The organism is Rhizobium binxianense (assembly GCF_028994275.1).
Classification (GTDB): Bacteria; Pseudomonadota; Alphaproteobacteria; order Rhizobiales; family Rhizobiaceae; genus Rhizobium; species Rhizobium binxianense.
This window is the reverse complement of the sequence record NZ_CP118713.1, coordinates 2,255,188-2,271,201: the sequence shown is the minus strand read 5'-3', so window position 1 is coordinate 2,271,201 and position 16,014 is coordinate 2,255,188. Positions and strand designations below refer to the sequence as shown.

At 63.0% G+C, this 16,014-nt stretch carries 16 protein-coding genes; 4 read left to right on the top strand and 12 right to left on the bottom strand.

What is annotated here, in order from left to right:
- Positions 1–22 precede the first annotated feature (22 nt).
- The 12 genes from PO860_RS11330 to PO860_RS11275 all read right to left on the bottom strand — a co-directional run bounded on the left by PO860_RS11330 (position 23) and on the right by PO860_RS11275 (position 10,799).
- The gene (locus tag PO860_RS11330; RefSeq protein WP_183606961.1) at positions 23–430 is read right to left on the bottom strand and encodes a hypothetical protein; all 408 of its coding nucleotides are present in this window, start codon (positions 428–430) and stop codon (positions 23–25) included.
- Between the two features lies 1 nt (position 431).
- Positions 432–2,012 (bottom strand): putative PEP-binding protein, encoded by a 1,581-nt coding sequence (locus tag PO860_RS11325; RefSeq protein ID WP_275038323.1) that lies wholly within the window; start codon positions 2,010–2,012, stop codon positions 432–434.
- Positions 1,996–2,340, bottom strand: coding sequence for an HPr family phosphocarrier protein (locus tag PO860_RS11320; RefSeq protein WP_273883865.1), 345 nt, complete (start codon positions 2,338–2,340; stop codon positions 1,996–1,998). Before PO860_RS11320 ends, PO860_RS11325 begins: the two co-directional genes overlap by 17 nt.
- Positions 2,340–2,738, bottom strand: a complete 399-nt coding sequence (gene dhaM / locus PO860_RS11315) for a dihydroxyacetone kinase phosphoryl donor subunit DhaM (RefSeq protein ID WP_273883864.1) — start codon at positions 2,736–2,738, stop codon at positions 2,340–2,342. Before dhaM ends, PO860_RS11320 begins: the two co-directional genes overlap by 1 nt.
- 14 nt (positions 2,739–2,752) lie before the next feature.
- Positions 2,753–3,373, bottom strand: coding sequence for a dihydroxyacetone kinase subunit DhaL (gene dhaL / locus PO860_RS11310; protein ID WP_183606964.1), 621 nt, complete (start codon positions 3,371–3,373; stop codon positions 2,753–2,755).
- 47 nt (positions 3,374–3,420) lie between these two features.
- A complete protein-coding gene (locus PO860_RS11305) occupies positions 3,421–5,064 on the bottom strand; it encodes a dihydroxyacetone kinase subunit DhaK (protein ID WP_275038322.1) in 1,644 nt (547 codons plus the stop codon).
- A 53-nt stretch (positions 5,065–5,117) separates the two neighbouring features.
- Positions 5,118–6,125, bottom strand: coding sequence for an ABC transporter ATP-binding protein (locus tag PO860_RS11300; RefSeq protein WP_275038321.1), 1,008 nt, complete (start codon positions 6,123–6,125; stop codon positions 5,118–5,120).
- Positions 6,118–7,215 (bottom strand): ABC transporter ATP-binding protein, encoded by a 1,098-nt coding sequence (locus PO860_RS11295; RefSeq protein WP_273883861.1) that lies wholly within the window; start codon positions 7,213–7,215, stop codon positions 6,118–6,120. Before PO860_RS11295 ends, PO860_RS11300 begins: the two co-directional genes overlap by 8 nt.
- A 3-nt stretch (positions 7,216–7,218) precedes the next feature.
- Positions 7,219–7,437: a hypothetical protein gene (locus PO860_RS11290; protein WP_272782341.1), complete on the bottom strand. Its 219-nt coding sequence runs from the start codon at positions 7,435–7,437 to the stop codon at positions 7,219–7,221.
- Positions 7,434–8,387 carry a carbohydrate ABC transporter permease gene (locus PO860_RS11285; RefSeq protein ID WP_097619133.1) on the bottom strand — a complete coding sequence of 318 codons (954 nt, stop codon included), beginning with the start codon at positions 8,385–8,387 and terminating at the stop codon, positions 7,434–7,436. Before PO860_RS11285 ends, PO860_RS11290 begins: the two co-directional genes overlap by 4 nt.
- Positions 8,384–9,352, bottom strand: a complete 969-nt coding sequence (locus PO860_RS11280) for a carbohydrate ABC transporter permease (RefSeq protein ID WP_272782342.1) — start codon at positions 9,350–9,352, stop codon at positions 8,384–8,386. Before PO860_RS11280 ends, PO860_RS11285 begins: the two co-directional genes overlap by 4 nt.
- 121 nt (positions 9,353–9,473) lie before the next feature.
- A complete protein-coding gene (locus tag PO860_RS11275; RefSeq protein ID WP_126829532.1) occupies positions 9,474–10,799 on the bottom strand; it encodes an ABC transporter substrate-binding protein in 1,326 nt (441 codons plus the stop codon).
- Positions 10,800–10,870: 71 nt separating this feature from the next.
- On the opposite strand from PO860_RS11275, the gene PO860_RS11270 reads away from it, so the two are divergent.
- From PO860_RS11270 to PO860_RS11255, 4 genes are all read left to right on the top strand, one after another.
- Positions 10,871–11,143, top strand: a complete 273-nt coding sequence (locus tag PO860_RS11270) for a hypothetical protein (RefSeq protein WP_272782343.1) — start codon at positions 10,871–10,873, stop codon at positions 11,141–11,143.
- Positions 11,144–11,317: 174 nt separating this feature from the next.
- The gene (locus PO860_RS11265) at positions 11,318–12,763 is read left to right on the top strand and encodes an MFS transporter (RefSeq protein ID WP_272782344.1); all 1,446 of its coding nucleotides are present in this window, start codon (positions 11,318–11,320) and stop codon (positions 12,761–12,763) included.
- 279 nt (positions 12,764–13,042) lie between these two features.
- Positions 13,043–14,107: a sensor histidine kinase gene (locus tag PO860_RS11260; protein WP_272782345.1), complete on the top strand. Its 1,065-nt coding sequence runs from the start codon at positions 13,043–13,045 to the stop codon at positions 14,105–14,107.
- A 687-nt stretch (positions 14,108–14,794) separates the two neighbouring features.
- Positions 14,795–16,006 carry an alpha/beta hydrolase gene (locus PO860_RS11255; RefSeq protein ID WP_275038320.1) on the top strand — a complete coding sequence of 404 codons (1,212 nt, stop codon included), beginning with the start codon at positions 14,795–14,797 and terminating at the stop codon, positions 16,004–16,006.
- The last annotated feature ends 8 nt before the right edge of the window (positions 16,007–16,014 follow it).

The following is a 16,014-nucleotide window of genomic DNA, read 5'->3' as shown; positions in this document are numbered from 1 at the left end:
GTTACGTTAAGCGACTCACGCGTCATTCCGCACCCGATATCGCGACGATCTTCTGCACCAGATCGGAAATCGCCTCTTCCAGCAGGCGGTTTTTCCTGTCGTCGCCGAAGTCGGGCACCATCAGCGACAGGTGCCGCAATTTCTCGGAATGGCCGAGATCCGGCAGCTTGCCGGGATGGGCGGCCTGGTAGGCTTCGAGAAAGCGCTCCTGTTCGGCCGCGCTGAAATGGCAGACGCCGACGATGGTGGCCAGATGGCGCGCCGGCAGCGGTGTCGCATAGGTCGGGCTGGTGATCTGGGTGACGAAGCTGCGATGTTTGCCAAGCGCCGTCGCCAGCCGCTGGCGCGTGCCCGATGGCCTGTTGTCGATGATCTGCGCCAGAATGGACTTGTAGGCGATAATGGCGTCTTCGGTGTCTTCGCGCGCCATTCTATTCTCCGGCTGCCTTTGTGCCATCGGCATTGAGACCGATGATCGCCGATCTTATCGCGGGACGCCGGGCCGGCGCCACGGAAAAATGCCGGAGGCCGGCGGCGAGCAACCCCGAGAGATAGCGGGGATCGCCGGCCATGTCGCCGCAGATGCTGGTGGGCTTGCCGGCGGCAAGCTTCACCGCCTGGGCAATCAGCCGGAGCACGGCGGGCGCTGCCTTGCCGGCATCGGCGTCGAGGTCGTCGCGGGTGGATGCGGCGAGGTACTGGGTCAGATCGTTGGTTCCGAACGAGAAGAATGCCGCCGACCCGAACGTGTCGAGCATCAATGCGGCCGATGGCACCTCCACCATCATGCCGATCGGCGGCATCCGGTGGAGCAGGGCGCGGCGGCCGAGCTTTTCGGCTTCTTCGCGGAACAGCTCGCGCATCCTGTCGATCTCGTCGGGAAAGGTCACCATCGGCAGCATCACCGACAGCTTGCCGAAGACAGCGGCGCGCAGCAGGGCGCGCGCCTGCACCCGGGCGATTTCCGGCCGGGCAAGCAGTAGCCGGATGCCGCGCAGGCCCGAATTGGAGGGAGCCGGCAGGTCTTCCAGGCCGGCAAGCGGCTTGTCGCCGCCGATGTCGAGCATTCTAATGATCACCGGCTTGTCGCCCGCCTGCTCCAGCACGCGGCGATAGATCGCCAGCTGGCGCTCCTCATTGGCGGCATCGGCGAGTGAGGTGACCGAGAATTCCGAGCGCATCAGGCCGACGCCCGCCGTTGCCGGATCGAGGGCATCGATCTCGGCGGGATCGTTGATGTTGATGGAGATGAGGATCGGCACGCCGTCCGCCGTGCGTAGCTCGCCGCTTACAATTTGCGCGTCACTAGCAGGCGCTTGAGCGGGTGCGAGCGGCGGGATCAGCTTGCCGCCGGCTTTCAGGATGACCGCGCCGGCGTCGCCATCCACGCTGACAGGATCTCCGTCTGCTGCCGAAAAGCGGCCGGTGCCGACCACCATCGGTACCGATTTCGCCCGGGCGAGCAGGGCGACGTGGCCGGCGGTGCTGCCTGCAAACAACGCGATGCCGCCGCCTTTCGACCAGTCATGGGCGAGAAAACGGCTCGGTTCCATGTCCTTGCCGACGAAGACCGAGCCGGGCGGGAAATCGGCGATCGGGGTGCCGGCGAGTGCGCCGAGCACGCGGTTCTTGATGTCGAGAATATCGACGGCGCGCGCCCGCATCTGTTCCTCGTCGGCCGCTTCGAGTTCGCCGATATAGGCGTCGAGGGTGGCGACCCAGGCGAAGACGACGTTCTCATCGGCCAGCATGCGTGCGCCGGTCGCCTCCGCGATTGTCGGATCGCGCAACACCTCGATCTGGAAATCGATGATATCGCGGCTTTCGGCATCGGCGCCCTCGGCAAGGCGCTCGAGTTCGCCGATCGAGATATAGATCGCCGTCTCCAGCGCGCCGTATCCGCCGGCAGTTCTAGGCGCAGGGGCGCCGCCTGGCCGCTCGGCCAGAAAGGCCGGGCCGGATGCGACGCCGGGGGATGCGCTCTTTGCTTTCAGCCTAAGCGGTTCGGCCATGTTTCTTTTCCTCATCGAAGTTGCGCTCGATGAGTTCCTTCAGCGCGCGGATCGCCTCTTCGGCGAGAATGCCGTCGGCGCGGATCCTGAGGATCGACCCTTTGCGGATTCTCGCGCCCATGATCTTGATGATGCTCTTGCCGTTCAGCCAGACGTCGCTGCCGTTGACAGCGATCTCGATCGAACAGGGGAAGGACTTGGCAAGCCGGGTGAAGGTGACGGAGGGGCGGGCATGCAGCCCGACACCGTGCTTGACTTCCACCTCCGTCTGGCAATTCACGTGCAATGGATCGGGCTCCTGTCTTTCACTATGCAATCCGCTCGTCATCAGGGGGACAGTTCCTCGGCTGTGGCGACGACTTTGGCCAGCGACGCGCCCCCCGACGCCTCGGCAGCGGCGATGACGGCGCCTTCGACCAAAGGCGCGTTGCAGATGGAGACGAGGGCCGCGCGTGGAAGGCCCAGCATTTCGATCGCCATCTCGCTGTTGGTTTCGGCGCCGCCGAGATCGACGAAGACAGCGACGCCGGCATCGGACCAAGCGGCCTCGATCGCCCGCAGGATGCCGCCGGCATCGGTGCCGAGCTCGCCATGGACGTTACCGCCCGACCAGGCGATCGGCACGCAGTCGCCGACCATCTGCCGCACCATGTCGGCGATGCCCCGTGCCACCAGCGGCGAGTGGGAGACGATCACGATGCCCACGTTTGCGGTCTTTGCAGTCATGTCGGTCCTTGCATTCATTGGGGGCGATGCTCCCCGAGATAGCGGCAGATCGCCGTGGTCAACAGTGCGCAGCTCGACGCGCCGGGATCGACATGGCCAATCGAACGATCGCCGAGATAGGCCGCGCGCCCGCGCATCGCCTTCATCGCGGCGGTCCTGTCGGCGGACCGCTCGGCCTTGCGGGCGATGTCGCCGAGCGGTGACCTCTTCGCCAGTGCCGCATGCACGGGATAGAGCACGTCGAGCAGCGTCTTGTCGCCGGCATGGGCGCGTCCGCGTCTTGCCACCGCGTCGATCGCCTGTTTCAGCACCTGCGGAAAATCGGCCGTTTCCTCACTTTTGCGAAGCTCGCGGCCGATCTCCATCAGCAGCGTGCCGTAGAGCGGCCCGGCCGCCCCCCCGACATTCATCACCAGCGTCAGGCCGATCTTTTCCACGGCGTCGGGAAAGGGCAGGCTGGACAGGCTTTCGCCTTCGGCGCTCACTGCCTCGCAGCCGCGCCGCATGTTGGTCCCGTGATCGCCATCGCCGATGGCGCGATCGAGCGCGCAGAGATGATCGCTGTTTGCCGCGATCGTTGCGCGGCACACCTCGATCAATCCTGCCACCAGCACCGGTTCCGCCTGCACTGCGATCCTCCCTGTCGCCGCGTCTCCCGCGCGGCTCTCAAACTTTACGCCGGTCAGGCGAAGCTTGCCACCACGCCGAACGCGCCGGCAACGGCGACCGCACCGGGATCGGCAACACCCGCCAGATCCCTTTCGCCGACATAGGAGGCGCGTCCGGCTCTCGCCTTCGTCATCGTCCTGGTCGACTCCGCACCCGCTGCCGCTGCCCTTGCCGCGGCGGCGACATCGCCGGATGCGAGCGCATGCAGGGCAGGTGAGAGCGCATCGACCATCGTCCGGTCGCCGACTGCGGCTCCGCCATAGAACGTCATCCTGGCGAGCCCGGCAAGAAGGGCCGCCGATATATCGGCTTTGTCGGCCATCGCCTTTGCCGCCGCGGTGAAGAAGATCGACAGCAGCACGCCGCTCGATCCGCCCATGCTGGTGCCGAGGATATCGCCGAGTGAGGCAAACGTTGCCGCCGGCCGGTCGAGCGGCAAGGTATCGAGGCGGGCCAGCACGCTGCGGGCGCCTGTCGCCACCGTCGAACCGGTATCGCCGTCGCCGACGCGGCCGTCCAGCCGGTTGAGTTCGCTTTCCTGCGAGATCAGATGCTCGCAGAGCGCCGTAATCAGGCGCCGGTTGCGTTCATTTTCCCCGGCTGTGCCATTGGCGCCGTTCAAGGCGGCTGATGTTCTCGGTGCGGCGATGATCTGGATTTCGTGGCGTTCGACGGCCGGCATCCAGGCGTGCGGCTCGACCGCTGCCGTTAGCGCCGCCTCGCGCGCGGCGTCCAGCCGGATCAGCGACAAAGAGAAACCGTTCATGTTGAGCGCGGTCATCATCGCCGCCGGGCCGATGATTAGCCGGACGCGGCGGCCAAGCGGCGAGGACAGCACGGCATTCGCGATCACGGTCATTTCGAGCGGCGGCACGGCGCCGAGATTGTTGATCAGGAGGGCGTGGCTTGCTCCTTCGCGCAAGGCCGGGGTCAGGCGCGCTACCATGGTGGCGACGATATCGGCGACCGGCTGCAGCGCGATACGTTCGACGCCCGGTTCGCCATGGATGCCGAGGCCGAGTTCGCCTTCATCAGCGCCGAGACGGTCCTCATGCGCCTGGCCGGGCACGCTGCAGGTGGACAGCGACATGCCGAGCGAGACGATGTCGCCGGCTGCTGCTGCAGCATGGGCTGCGACGGTCTTCAGGTCTTCGCCCCTTTCGGCGTGATAGCCTGATATCTTGTGGACGAACAGCGTGCCGGCGAGGCCGCGCGGCTGGTTGATGCCGGGGATGGCGATGTCATCGGCGACAATGACCATCTCGACATCGAAGCCCTCGGCGCGCGCCTTTTCGGCGGCGAGGCCGAAATTCAGGCGGTCGCCGGTGTAGTTCTTGACGATCAGCAGCGCGCCCTTCGGGCCCGCAACGGCACGGATCGCCGTCAGAACGGCATCGACGCTCGGCGAGGCGAAAATCTCGCCGGAGACGGCAGCCGTCAGCATGCCCTTACCGACGAAGCCGGCATGGGAGGGCTCATGACCGGCGCCGCCGCCTGAGATGATCGCCACTTTCGACTTGTCCCAGTCCGCGCGCAGGATCACCTTGATGTCGGGATAGCTGTCGAGGCGGGCAAGACGGCCGGCACCGCTCGTCAGAAGCAGACCGTCCAGAGCTTCGGTGACGATGTTTTCCCTGCGGTTGAAGAAGTGTTTCATCGATTGAGACCCGTCTGTTTGTTTTTCATGCCATCGTCATGTCTGTTTGCCGGTCAGGCCAGGCGCTGTCCAGCCGCATCGAAGTAAAGCGGATCGCGCAGGGTCAGGTTGATCCGGTCGCCCGGCGCGATCGCCAGATATGGATCTGCAAGTGTGACGAGCTTGTGATTGCCAGCCCTGATGTGTAGATGGTTCTGGTCACCGAGATGCTCGATCCAGTCGATCTCGGCATTGGCATCCCGGCCGACGACGATATCGAGATGTTCGGTGCGGGCGCCGACCGTTTTCGTACCGGCCGGCGGCCGGCCGCCGGGAAGCAGATCTGCCGGCAACAGGTTGATGTGCGGCTGGCCGAGGCGGGCGGCGACATGCAGGTTGGCGGGATTGCCGTAGATCTCGCGCGGCGTTCCCACTTGCATCAGCCGGCCCTCGGCGACGATGCCGATACGGTCGGCCATGGTCATGGCTTCCACCTGGTCGTGGGTAACATAGAGCAGCGTCGAGCCCAGTTCCTTCTGGATGCGCTTCAGCTCCAGGCGCAGTTCGGCGCGAAGTTTAGCGTCGAGCGAGGACAGCGGCTCGTCCATCAGATAGATCGCCGGCCGGCGCACCAGCGCCCGGCCGATCGCGACACGCTGCATCTCGCCGCCGGAAAGCCTGGTCGAACGGTTCTCCAGCTTGTGGTCGATCCGAACCATGCGCGCGACCTCGCGCACGCGACGGTCGATCTCCTCGGCGCTCAGCTTGCGGACCGGCGCCTTCAGCGGAAAGGCGAGGTTCTCGTAAACCGTCATGTGCGGATAAAGCGAATATTGCTGGAAGACGAAGGCAACGTCGCGCTCGGCGGGGGCTTCGGCGGCGACATTGCGGCCGCCAATCTCGATGCGGCCGCTATCGGGCTTTTCCAAGCCGGCGATCAACCGCAGCGTCGTGGTCTTGCCGGCGCCGGTGGGACCGAGCAGCACGACGAACTCGCCGTCTCGGATAAAAAGATCGAGCTCATCAAGAGCCTGGGTGTCGCCGAAGCGCTTGGCGAGGTTCCTGAGAACGACATCAGCCATGCCGGGTCTCCTGATAGAGCGAGGACGGTACGGCACGGCCCGACGTGCAGTCGAAGAGCGCGAGTTTCGCCGGGTTGAATTCCAGGCCGACGGTCTCGCCGATCCGGAAGCTGCGATTGGCGGGAACGCGGGCCTTGATCAGGCCGCCCGGGGTTTCCACAGCCACGACCTGGTTGGTGCCGAGATATTCGCTGCCGTAGACGGCGCCGCGCAGCCGCGAGGCGTCGCTGAAGCGGATATGCTCCGGCCGCACGCCGAGCGCCAGCTCGCCTTCGGCCATATCCTTATGGATTTCGGGGACGGCGACATCGACGCCGTCGAGCAGGATGGAACGGTCGCCGCTCTTCAGGCCGGAGGTGAAGCGCATGAAGTTCATCGGCGGCGAGCCGATGAAATCGGCGACATACATGGTCGCCGGCTTCGCATAGATCTCCTGCGGCGTGCCGAACTGCTCGATGACGCCATGGTTCATGACGGCGATCTTGTCGGCCATTGCCATCGCCTCATGCTGGTCATGGGTGACGTAGACGGTGGTCGCGTGGATGCGGTTGTGCAGTTCGCGCAGCTCATGGACCATGATCTCGCGGAACTCGGCGTCGAGTGTGCCGAGCGGCTCGTCCATCAGAAAGCATTTCGGACGCCGGACGATGGCGCGGCCGAGCGCCACACGCTGCCGGTCGCCGCCGGCAAGGCCGGAAACCGAGCGGTCGAGAATATGATCGATCTGCAGCAGGCGGGCCGTCTCTTCGACGCGCTGACGGATCTCGGCCCTGGGCATGCCCTGCGACAGCAGCGGGAAGCCGATATTTTTGCGCACATTCATATGCGGATAGAGCGCGAAGAGCTGGAAGACGAAGGCGATGTCGCGGGCGCTGGCGCGGTTGAAGGTGACGTCCTCGCCGTCGAGATAGATCTTGCCGCTCGAGGGCAGCTCGAGGCCGGCGATCATGCGAAGCGTCGTCGTCTTACCGCAGCCTGATGGACCGAGCAGCGCCAGGAATTCGCCGTCATGGACGGTGAAGCTCGAATCCTGAACGGCGACGAAGCTGCCGAATTCCTTGCGGAGATTTTCAATCCGGATATCCGCCATGGCTCACTCCGGGAATTTCGAAACGATGATGAACATGACGGTGCCTGCAAGCAGGATGACCAGCGAATAGGTGTAGAGCACCAGCAGGAAGGGCTGGAACAGCATGAGGAAGCCGAGCCCGATCAGCATGGTGGCGATGGCCTCCATCGGGCCACGCCGGAGAAAGAAGGGCCGCTTCGGGCGAGGAGGGGTGCGGGTGCGTGTCTCGATCAGATGGCTCATTTGCGGACGGCTCCGAAGGTGATGCCGCGCAGCAGCTGCTTGCGCAGGAGAATGGTGAAGACGAGGATCGGGATCAGGAAGATCGTCGTGCCGGCGGCAACGGCCGGCCAGTCCTGTCCGCCTTCGCCGATGATCGTCGGGATGAAGGGCGGCGCGGTCTGGGCCTCGCCCGAGGTCAGAAGGGCGGCGAAGGCATATTCGTTCCAGGCGAAGATCAGGCAGAAGATCGCGGTCGCGGCAATGCCGGTCGTTGCCTGCGGCAGCACGACCTTGCGGAAGGCCTGCAGTCTCGTATAGCCGTCGATCATTGCCGCTTCCTCGTATTCGCGCGGGATTTCGTCGATGAAGCCCTTGAGCAGCCAGACGGCGAGCGAGACATTGACGGCGGTGTAGAGCAGGATCATGCCGAGTGCCGTGTCCGACAGGCCGAGCTCGCGATACATCAGGTAGATCGGGATGGCGACGGCGATCGGCGGCATCATGCGCGTCGACAGGATGAAGAACAGCAGGTCGTCGGCGAGCGGCACCTTGAAGCGGGAAAAGCCATAGGCGGCGAGCGTGCCGAGGAAGACCGCGAGGAAGGTGGAGCCGAAGGCGATGACAAGCGAATTGACGAAGCGCGGCACGAAGTTCGACGGGCCCGCTATCACCATATTGCGCTTGCGCGTCACCTCATCGCAGGTGCCGACCGGCGCCGGCAGCGAGGCGATATAATCAGGCGTCTGCCGCGTGCGTGTGGTGAACAGGTTGCAGTAGCCTTCGAGCGACGGCGTGAAGACGATCTTGGGTGGATAGCTGATCGAATCCGGTGGCGACTTGATGCTGGTCAGGAAGATCCAGACGAGCGGAATGAGGGTGATCAGCGCGTAGAGGACGACGATCGTGCCGGCGATGCGCTTGCTGTTGAGGCTCGGTTCGACGACCGAATGGGCGGAGTTGGCGGCGCTCATCGTTGCTTCACCTTGTTCAATGCCTTGACGTAGATGTTGGCGAGGCCGAACACCGCGACGAAGAGGATGATGGCGAAGGCCGAGGCTCGGCCGGTCGCCCAGCTTTCGAAGGCGGCGCGTTTCAGCGTGATCGAGGCGACCTCGGTGACTGAGCCCGGTCCGCCGCCGGTGAGCAGCGTCACCATGTCGAACATCTTGAAATTCTCGATGCCGCGGAAAAGTACGGCGAGCATGATGAAGGGCAGGGCCATCGGCACGGTGATCGACCAGAACTGGCGCCAGGGCGAAGCGCGGTCGACCTCGGCGGCCTCGTAGATATAGTCGGGGATCGAGCGCAGGCCGGCGAGGCAGATCAACATCACATAGGGCGTCCACATCCAGGTATCGACGATGATGATTGCCCAGGGCGCCAGAGAGACGTTGCCGAGCATCTGGATATCGGAAGTCGGAATGCCAGAGACCAGCGACACGGCATAGGCGAAGAGGCCGATCTGCGGTTCGTAGAGAAAGCGCCAGAAATTGCCGACCACGGCGGGCGACAGCATCATCGGGATCAGGATGATCGTCGTCCAGAAGGCATGGCCGCGAAACTTGCGATCGATTAGATAAGCCAGCGTGAAGCCGATTACCGTCTGCAGCACGATCGTCCAGAAAACGAAATGCGCGGTGGTCTGCATCGCCTGCCAGATATCGGGATCGTTGAGGACGCGCTGGTAATTTCCAAGGCCGACACCTTGGACCGGCGCATTCGGCCGGTTGGCGCGGTAATTGGTGAAGGAGAGATAGACCGCCCAAAGCAGCGGAAAGATGTTGATCGCCAAAAGCAGGCTGATGGCGGGGGCAATGAACAGCCAGGCGATCGCCCTGTCGGAGAGACCGCGGACGCGCCGGGCGACCGAGACCGGCGTTGCTCTTGCTGTCGCGTCGGCTGCCTTCTCGACGATGGAGGAATGGGAAATGGTCAAGTCTTCACCCGGTCTTTTAGGATATGAGAGATCCGGCGGCCCGGCTCGTTTGCCGATCCGGGCCGCCATCCTGGCGAGGATGGCGCGCAGAGAGGGATGCCGCCCGTCCCGTCGTCCGGCACTAGATCTTGCCGTCGTCCTTGAAGACGTCGCTCCAGTCCTTCACCAGGCCGTCGAGCGCTTCCTTGGCGGTGCCGTTGCCTGCGACCACGTAGTTATGGACGCGCTTCTGCATGGCCTGCAGCAGCGAAGCATAGCTCGGCTCGGCCCAGAAGTCCTTGACGATCGCCATCGAGTCCAGGAAGGCCTGGGCATAGGGCTGGCTCTTGGCGAAATCGGGCGCGTTGACGACCGAATTCAGGCAGGAGAAACCGCCGAGTTCCCACCATTTGGCCTGCACGTCGGGCTGTGCGAACCACTTGATGTATTGCAGGGCGGCATCGCGCTTGTCGGAGTAGGAGACCACCGAGATGCCCTGGCCGCCGAGCTGGGCGAAGTGCGCCTTTTCAGCAGGATTGGGGAAGAAGCCGATCCTGTCGCCGCCGACCTTCTCGTCCTTGTAGAGGCCGGGCCAGGTGAAGGCGAAGTTCATCTGCATGGCGACCTGGCCGGATTTGAAGGCATCGGCGGATTCGACCATGTAGACATTGGAGCTGCCGGGCGGGGTGCAGCAGTCGTAGAGGGACTTGTAGAATTCGAGGCCCTTGACCGCGTCGGCCGAGTTGACGAAACCTTCCATGTCGTAAGGCTTCTTCGGGTTCTCGTACTGGAAGCCCCAGTCATAGAGGACGTTGGTCACGCCCATGGTGATGCCTTCGGAGCCGCGCTCGGTATAGATCGAGGCGCCATAGACGGTCTTGCCGTCGATCTGACGCTTCTGGAAGAACTCGGCAATTTGCTTCAGCTCGTCATAGGTCTTCGGGGCTGCGAGATCGTGGCCGTATTTCGCCTTGAATTCCTTCTGCAGTTCCGGCTTCTCGAACCAGTCCTTGCGGTAGGTCCAGCCGACGACGTCGCCCATGGCGGGCAGCGCCCAGTAGTTCGGCGTGTTCTTCGGCCATTCCGAGTAACCGACGACCGTCGCCGGCACGAAGTCATCCATCTTGATGCCTTCCTTGTCGAAGAAGTCGTTGAGCTTGACGTAATGGCCGTTCTCGGCCGAGCCGCCGATCCACTGGCTGTCGCCGATGATGAGATCGCAGAGCTTGCCGTGGGAATTCAGCTCGTTGAGGAAGCGGTCGGCATAACTCGTCCAGGGAACGAATTCGAACTTCATCTGCGTGCCAGTCTTGGCGGTGAAATCCTTCGACAGCTCGACCAGCGCATTCGCGGGATCCCATGCGGCCCAGCACAGCGTCAGTTCATCGGCTTTGGCGAGATTGGGCAATGCCGACGACATGACGAATGCCGTGGCCAGCCCCAAAAGGGCTTTCGATGTTTTCTGCATAAGTTCCTCCCAGAACCAAAAGCCGGCTCCCCGCCGGCGTCGCATGTTCACCCACTTCAGAGAATGCTCACATGAACTCCTCATTTATCATGTTTAGCAATATGTTTAGTGATATCCTCTTTTATAAACATTGCAAGTGGCAATCGTTGCTGCAGTGCACAGGCGTTTCGCCTTTCTTTGGGAGCGGTCTTTCGGGCGATCCGGGGATTTCATTCCCAAGCGTACCGATACGGCGAAATCTGGCCTCGCTGCCGGAGGGCTCGCAGGATATGGACCTCCACGCCGCTCCTGTTTTCCCGGAGCGGTTCAAACTTGGCCTCGCTTCGGTGGGGCCTTTTTCTTAAGTGGACGCGCCACCTCGGGAATATTCCGTCGCAGTGCGAGATTTAGCCTTTCCGGCCTGATGCAACGGGCGTATTCAGCCAGTGCGCGGTTTGTCCGCGCCTCCCGCGGCAGATCTCCAATCAGCTTCCTTCCCGTTCCCTGTCGCGACACCCGGAATTTCCATTGGCAGATCGATGACCACGGCAGAGACGAGCGAGCAGGGGCAAGAGGCGGCACGCGGCCGCCAGGCGAAGATCGTGGCGCTGGTCGTTGCCGTTTCCTTCTTCATGCAGATCCTCGACGGCACGATCGTCGCCACGTCGCTGCCGCAGATGGCGGCGAGCTTCGGCGTGCAGCCGGTATCGATGAGCATCGGCATCACCGTCTACATGCTGACGATGGCCGCCTTCATTCCTCTGTCGGGCTGGCTCGGCGACCGGTTCGGCGCGCGGCGTGTCTTCCTGACGTCGATCGGCGTCTTCACGGTTGCCTCGCTGTTCTGCGCGTTCTCCGGCAGCCTTGCGGAATTCGTGCTCTGGCGCGCCGTCCAGGGGGCGGGCAGCGCACTGATGACGCCGGTCGGGCGCATCATCGTGCTGAAGTACGCCCGCAAGTCCGAACTCGTCCAGGCGATCGCGCTGATCACATGGCCGGCGCTGACGGCGCCCGTCATCGGCCCGGTGCTTGGCAGCTTCATCACCACCTATGCCAGCTGGCACTGGAACTTCCTGATCAACATCCCGATCGGCGTCATCGGCATGGGTCTGGTGCTGCGCTTCGTTCCAGAGCAACGCGAGTCCGATCCCGGCCGGCTGGATATCCTCGGTTTCATCCTGAGTGCGGCAGGGCTGACCTTCCTGCTTGCCGCCCTGGAGCTCTCGGTCAAATGGGACGGCGGGCTTCTGCCTGTCATCGCGATGCTGGCGGCGGGGATCGTGCTGTCCTTCCTGGCGACGCGGCATTTCCTTGCCGTCGACAATCCGCTGCTCGATCTCTCCGCCTTCCGCGTGCAGACCTTCTCGATGTCGACGCTGTCGGCGGGCACGGCCTGCCGGACGGCGATCAATGCGACGCCGTTCCTATTGCCGCTCCTGTTCCAGCTCGGCTTCGGGCTGAGTTCGATTGCCGCCGGCGCCTATCTGCTCGTCTATTTCCTCGGCAATCTCGGCATGAAGACGGTGACGACGCCGCTCCTGCGCTTTTTCGGCTTCCGCACGGTGCTGGTGTTGAACGGGTTGATCGCCGCGTTTTCGATCCTCGCCTGCGCCTTCCTTTCGCCTGACACGCCGCAGTTTTTCATCCATGCGCTGCTTTTTGTTGCCGGCCTGTCGCGGTCGATGGAGTTCACGGCGCTCAACACGCTCGCTTTCGCCGATATTGGCCCGGCGCAGAGAAGCTCGGCCTCGACGCTGTCGAGCATGCTGCAGCAGGTGTCGATGCTGCTCGGCGTCGCGGTGGCGGCCGCCGTGCTCAATATTTCCTCGGCCCTGAGGGGCGCCGACAATCCCGTTCTTGCCGATTTCCGCTGGGCCTTCGTCGTGGTCGGCGCGATCGGCGTCGCCTCGTCGCTGCGCTTCCTGCAATTGCCGGTAGAGGCTGGGGCCGAAGTATCCGGCCATCGGAAATTCCAGAAGAATTAGCTTGGCCTGCGGAACCAATCGGGCCGTTCGGCGTTCATGAATTTCATTTCAGGGTTTTCGTTTCCCAACCTCTTTCAACGGCTTTGATGGGGTCCTCCCCAGGCCAGGGTCATGTTCTGAAAATGCCGGCTGCCCGACATCCTCCTTCCGCCCCGCCTGCGCCGAGAGCGAGGAATAGCCGCTGTTTACCTCAGGGGGCCAATGCAATACCACATTGCCATGCGGACGACTCGGACGCTTGCGGGCGTTCGTCGCTCAGAGAGAACGCCGGGAGACGGAATGAGCAATTCTAGCGGCGATGCGGATGCCCTGTTCCGCATCCTCTATATCGACGATGACGAAGGGCTGGCCCTGCTGATGCAGAAGAACCTCAGTCGGCGCGGCTTTTCTGTCGAGTGGGCGCGGAACGGCGCTGCCGGTCTTGCCAGGCTCCGTGAAGGCGGCATCGATGCCGTCGTGCTCGATCATATCCTAGCCGACGAGACCGGTCTCGACATTCTGCCCTGCATCACGGCGATGCGGGATCATCCGCCTGTCATCTACGCCACCGGTTCGGACGATACCGGAATCGCGGTCGCGGCGCTGAAGGCGGGCGCTGACGACTATATGCTCAAGGGGATCTCGGCGGATTATTTCGACCTGCTGGCCGCCGCCCTCGAACAGGCGCTGGAGCGGGCGCGCTTCCGCCGCGAGACGGCACAGGCACAGGAAGTGATCCGCCAGCAGCGCGACCTTGCCGAGATGCTACTTGCCGAGGTCAATCACCGCATTGCCAACAGCCTCGGTCTGGTCGGGGCGCTGATCCGCATGCAATCCTCGATGACCAAGGACCAGGTGGCGATCGACGCGCTGCACGAAACGCAGATGCGCATCAACGCCATCGCCAGCGTGCACCGGCGGCTCTATACCAATCGGCAGGTCGGCTCGGTGCAGGTCGACGAATATCTGAACAGCCTGCTCACCGAACTCGAAACCTCGATGCGCGACGACAAGCGGCCGCACCGCATCGTGTTGACCGCCGAGCCGGTCAATCTGGCGACCGACAAGGTGATCACGCTCGGGCTGATCGTCAGCGAACTCGTTACCAATGCCTTCAAATATGCCTATCCGGACAGCGTGCCGGGCGAAATACGCGTCTTCGTGGACCAGGCGGACGAGGCGTTGAGGGTCATCGTCGAGGATGACGGCGCTGGTTTCGACCCGTCGAACCCGGCGAGGGGAACCGGCCTCGGCACGCGGATACTGACGGCCATGGCCGCGAGTTTGAAATCGGATTTCGCTTATGATCCCGGACATGACGGAACCAAGGCGACATTGGTGTTATCGTTGCATGAGGGGAAGTAGGGTTTGTGCAGCCGAAATTTTGCGCGATGGAGTCTATAGTCCAAGAAGACTGCGCCTGACCCTAACCTTGCCGGGGTTACGCCACGGGTTCGACCCGTCCTTCGGACCCCCGCAAAAACGCTAAGGGATTACACATCTCGCAAGGCCCAACCTGCGGCACATGCTTTGAAGTATTGTAGGCGGCCATTGAAGAAGGTGATGGGGCCTGGCGGCTTGGAGGAGGCATAGCCGTTTCAGCCTCCGAGCTTGGCGATGATCCAGGCGGCCCAGGCCAGTGAGGCCTTGGGATGGGGATTGGATTACAGCTTGGTCTTGCCCTTGAAGCTTTGCTCGAGGGCGGCGAGCGTGTCGATCTCGTCTGCGGTAAAGGAAAGGCTTGCCGGCCGATCTTTTCTTGTAAGGTTGTGCGCTCTGAAGCAGCGCCCGGGCTCCAGAGCGCGATGATCTGCTGGTGGGCGACCCGCAGCCGTCGGATAGCCGCACACTATACTATATATCCGACACCTGCCGCCAAAGTTTCCTTTCGCTGCGCTCGGACGGCCTGTGCGGGACGTGACTCCTATCCACGCCTGGTACCGATCGCTTCCAAAGCGTACAGATATTACGTGATGCTACAGGCGCCGCTGCGACCCACCTGCTAGTATTCCCGCTCCAAAGCCTCCTCCTGGGCGATTGCTGGATGCGTGGATGGCAAAGCGTAGCGTGGCTCTTTTTCTTCTTCTAACGAGTTGCGGGCATCCGGGCGGCGTGATGGCATCCGTTTCAATTTCATCGCCGACGCCGCCGACATCAAGGGTCGACATGCTGGTTGCGACCACGCGCGAGCCTTCGGGAAACCCGGCCACACTCTTCAACGGCGAGCGCAGTTCAAAGCCACATCTGACCCAGATCTCTGTTTCAATCCCGGCGAAGCGCGAAGCCGGCACGGTTCAGTGGCCTAAACGCCTTCCCCCCGATCCTGCCACCGACTTTGCCGTAACGAACGTTCAGCAGATCGACACCGTCGCGCAAGGCCGCGTCTGGTTCCGGCAGCACGTGAACGGCGGGCATGCACTCGTCTTCATTCATGGCTTCAACAACACCTATGAGGATTCCGTCTTCCGGCTGGCGCAGATCGTGCACGACAGCAAGATGCAGGCGACGCCCGTCCTGTTCACTTGGCCGTCGCGGGCGGAAATCACTGCCTACCAGTACGATAAGGAAAGTACGAACTATTCGCGCACGGCGCTGGAGCAGGCGCTTCGCACGCTGGCGGCCGATGCCAACGTCAAGGACATCACCGTCATGGCCCACTCGATGGGGACCTGGCTTGCCATGGAATCCCTGCGGCAGATGGGGATACGCGACGGCCGCGTCAATTCGAAAATCCACAATGTCATCCTGGCCTCGCCCGACATCGACATTCAGGTATTCGCCAAACAATATGTGGAGATGGGCGAGCCGCGTCCGAAATTCACGATCTTCATCTCCCAGGATGACAAGGCTCTCGCAATCTCCAGCTTCCTCACCGGACGTGTATCCCGTCTCGGCGCGATCAACCCTGCTGAGGAGCCCTACCGCTCGAAACTGGAAAAGGCCGGTATCACCGCCATCGACCTGACGAAGGTGAAGACCAACGACAGGCTCAATCACGGCAAATTTGCGGAAAGTCCCGAGATTGTCCAACTCATCGGCCAGCGCCTTATGACCGGCCAGCCCCTTACCGATTCCAAGGTCACGCTGGGCCAGGGCATTACGGCTGTCGTCGGCGGCACGGTGGCAAATATCGGCACTGTAGCTGCTACCGCCGTCGCGGTGCCGGTTGCGATCATCGAGCAGCCCATCACGCGGAAGAGACCGCCACGATCCGCCAACGAGACGCTCGACGGCGACCTGAAACAACAGACACTGACGCAATGAGGAGTTTC

Coding starts and splice junctions, on each gene's coding strand:
- PO860_RS11305 (WP_275038322.1), bottom strand. CDS start 5,064: ATGAAACACTTCTTCAACCGCAGGGAAAACATCGTCACCGAAGCTCTG.
- PO860_RS11295 (WP_273883861.1), bottom strand. CDS start 7,215: ATGGCGGATATCCGGATTGAAAATCTCCGCAAGGAATTCGGCAGCTTC.
- PO860_RS11330 (WP_183606961.1), bottom strand. CDS start 430: ATGGCGCGCGAAGACACCGAAGACGCCATTATCGCCTACAAGTCCATT.
- PO860_RS11290 (WP_272782341.1), bottom strand. CDS start 7,437: ATGAGCCATCTGATCGAGACACGCACCCGCACCCCTCCTCGCCCGAAG.
- PO860_RS11275 (WP_126829532.1), bottom strand. CDS start 10,799: ATGCAGAAAACATCGAAAGCCCTTTTGGGGCTGGCCACGGCATTCGTC.
- PO860_RS11265 (WP_272782344.1), top strand. CDS start 11,318: ATGACCACGGCAGAGACGAGCGAGCAGGGGCAAGAGGCGGCACGCGGC.
- PO860_RS11255 (WP_275038320.1), top strand. CDS start 14,795: ATGGCAAAGCGTAGCGTGGCTCTTTTTCTTCTTCTAACGAGTTGCGGG.
- PO860_RS11260 (WP_272782345.1), top strand. CDS start 13,043: ATGAGCAATTCTAGCGGCGATGCGGATGCCCTGTTCCGCATCCTCTAT.
- PO860_RS11320 (WP_273883865.1), bottom strand. CDS start 2,340: ATGACGAGCGGATTGCATAGTGAAAGACAGGAGCCCGATCCATTGCAC.
- dhaM (WP_273883864.1), bottom strand. CDS start 2,738: ATGACTGCAAAGACCGCAAACGTGGGCATCGTGATCGTCTCCCACTCG.
- PO860_RS11285 (WP_097619133.1), bottom strand. CDS start 8,387: ATGAGCGCCGCCAACTCCGCCCATTCGGTCGTCGAACCGAGCCTCAAC.
- PO860_RS11325 (WP_275038323.1), bottom strand. CDS start 2,012: ATGGCCGAACCGCTTAGGCTGAAAGCAAAGAGCGCATCCCCCGGCGTC.
- PO860_RS11270 (WP_272782343.1), top strand. CDS start 10,871: ATGAACTCCTCATTTATCATGTTTAGCAATATGTTTAGTGATATCCTC.
- PO860_RS11300 (WP_275038321.1), bottom strand. CDS start 6,125: ATGGCTGATGTCGTTCTCAGGAACCTCGCCAAGCGCTTCGGCGACACC.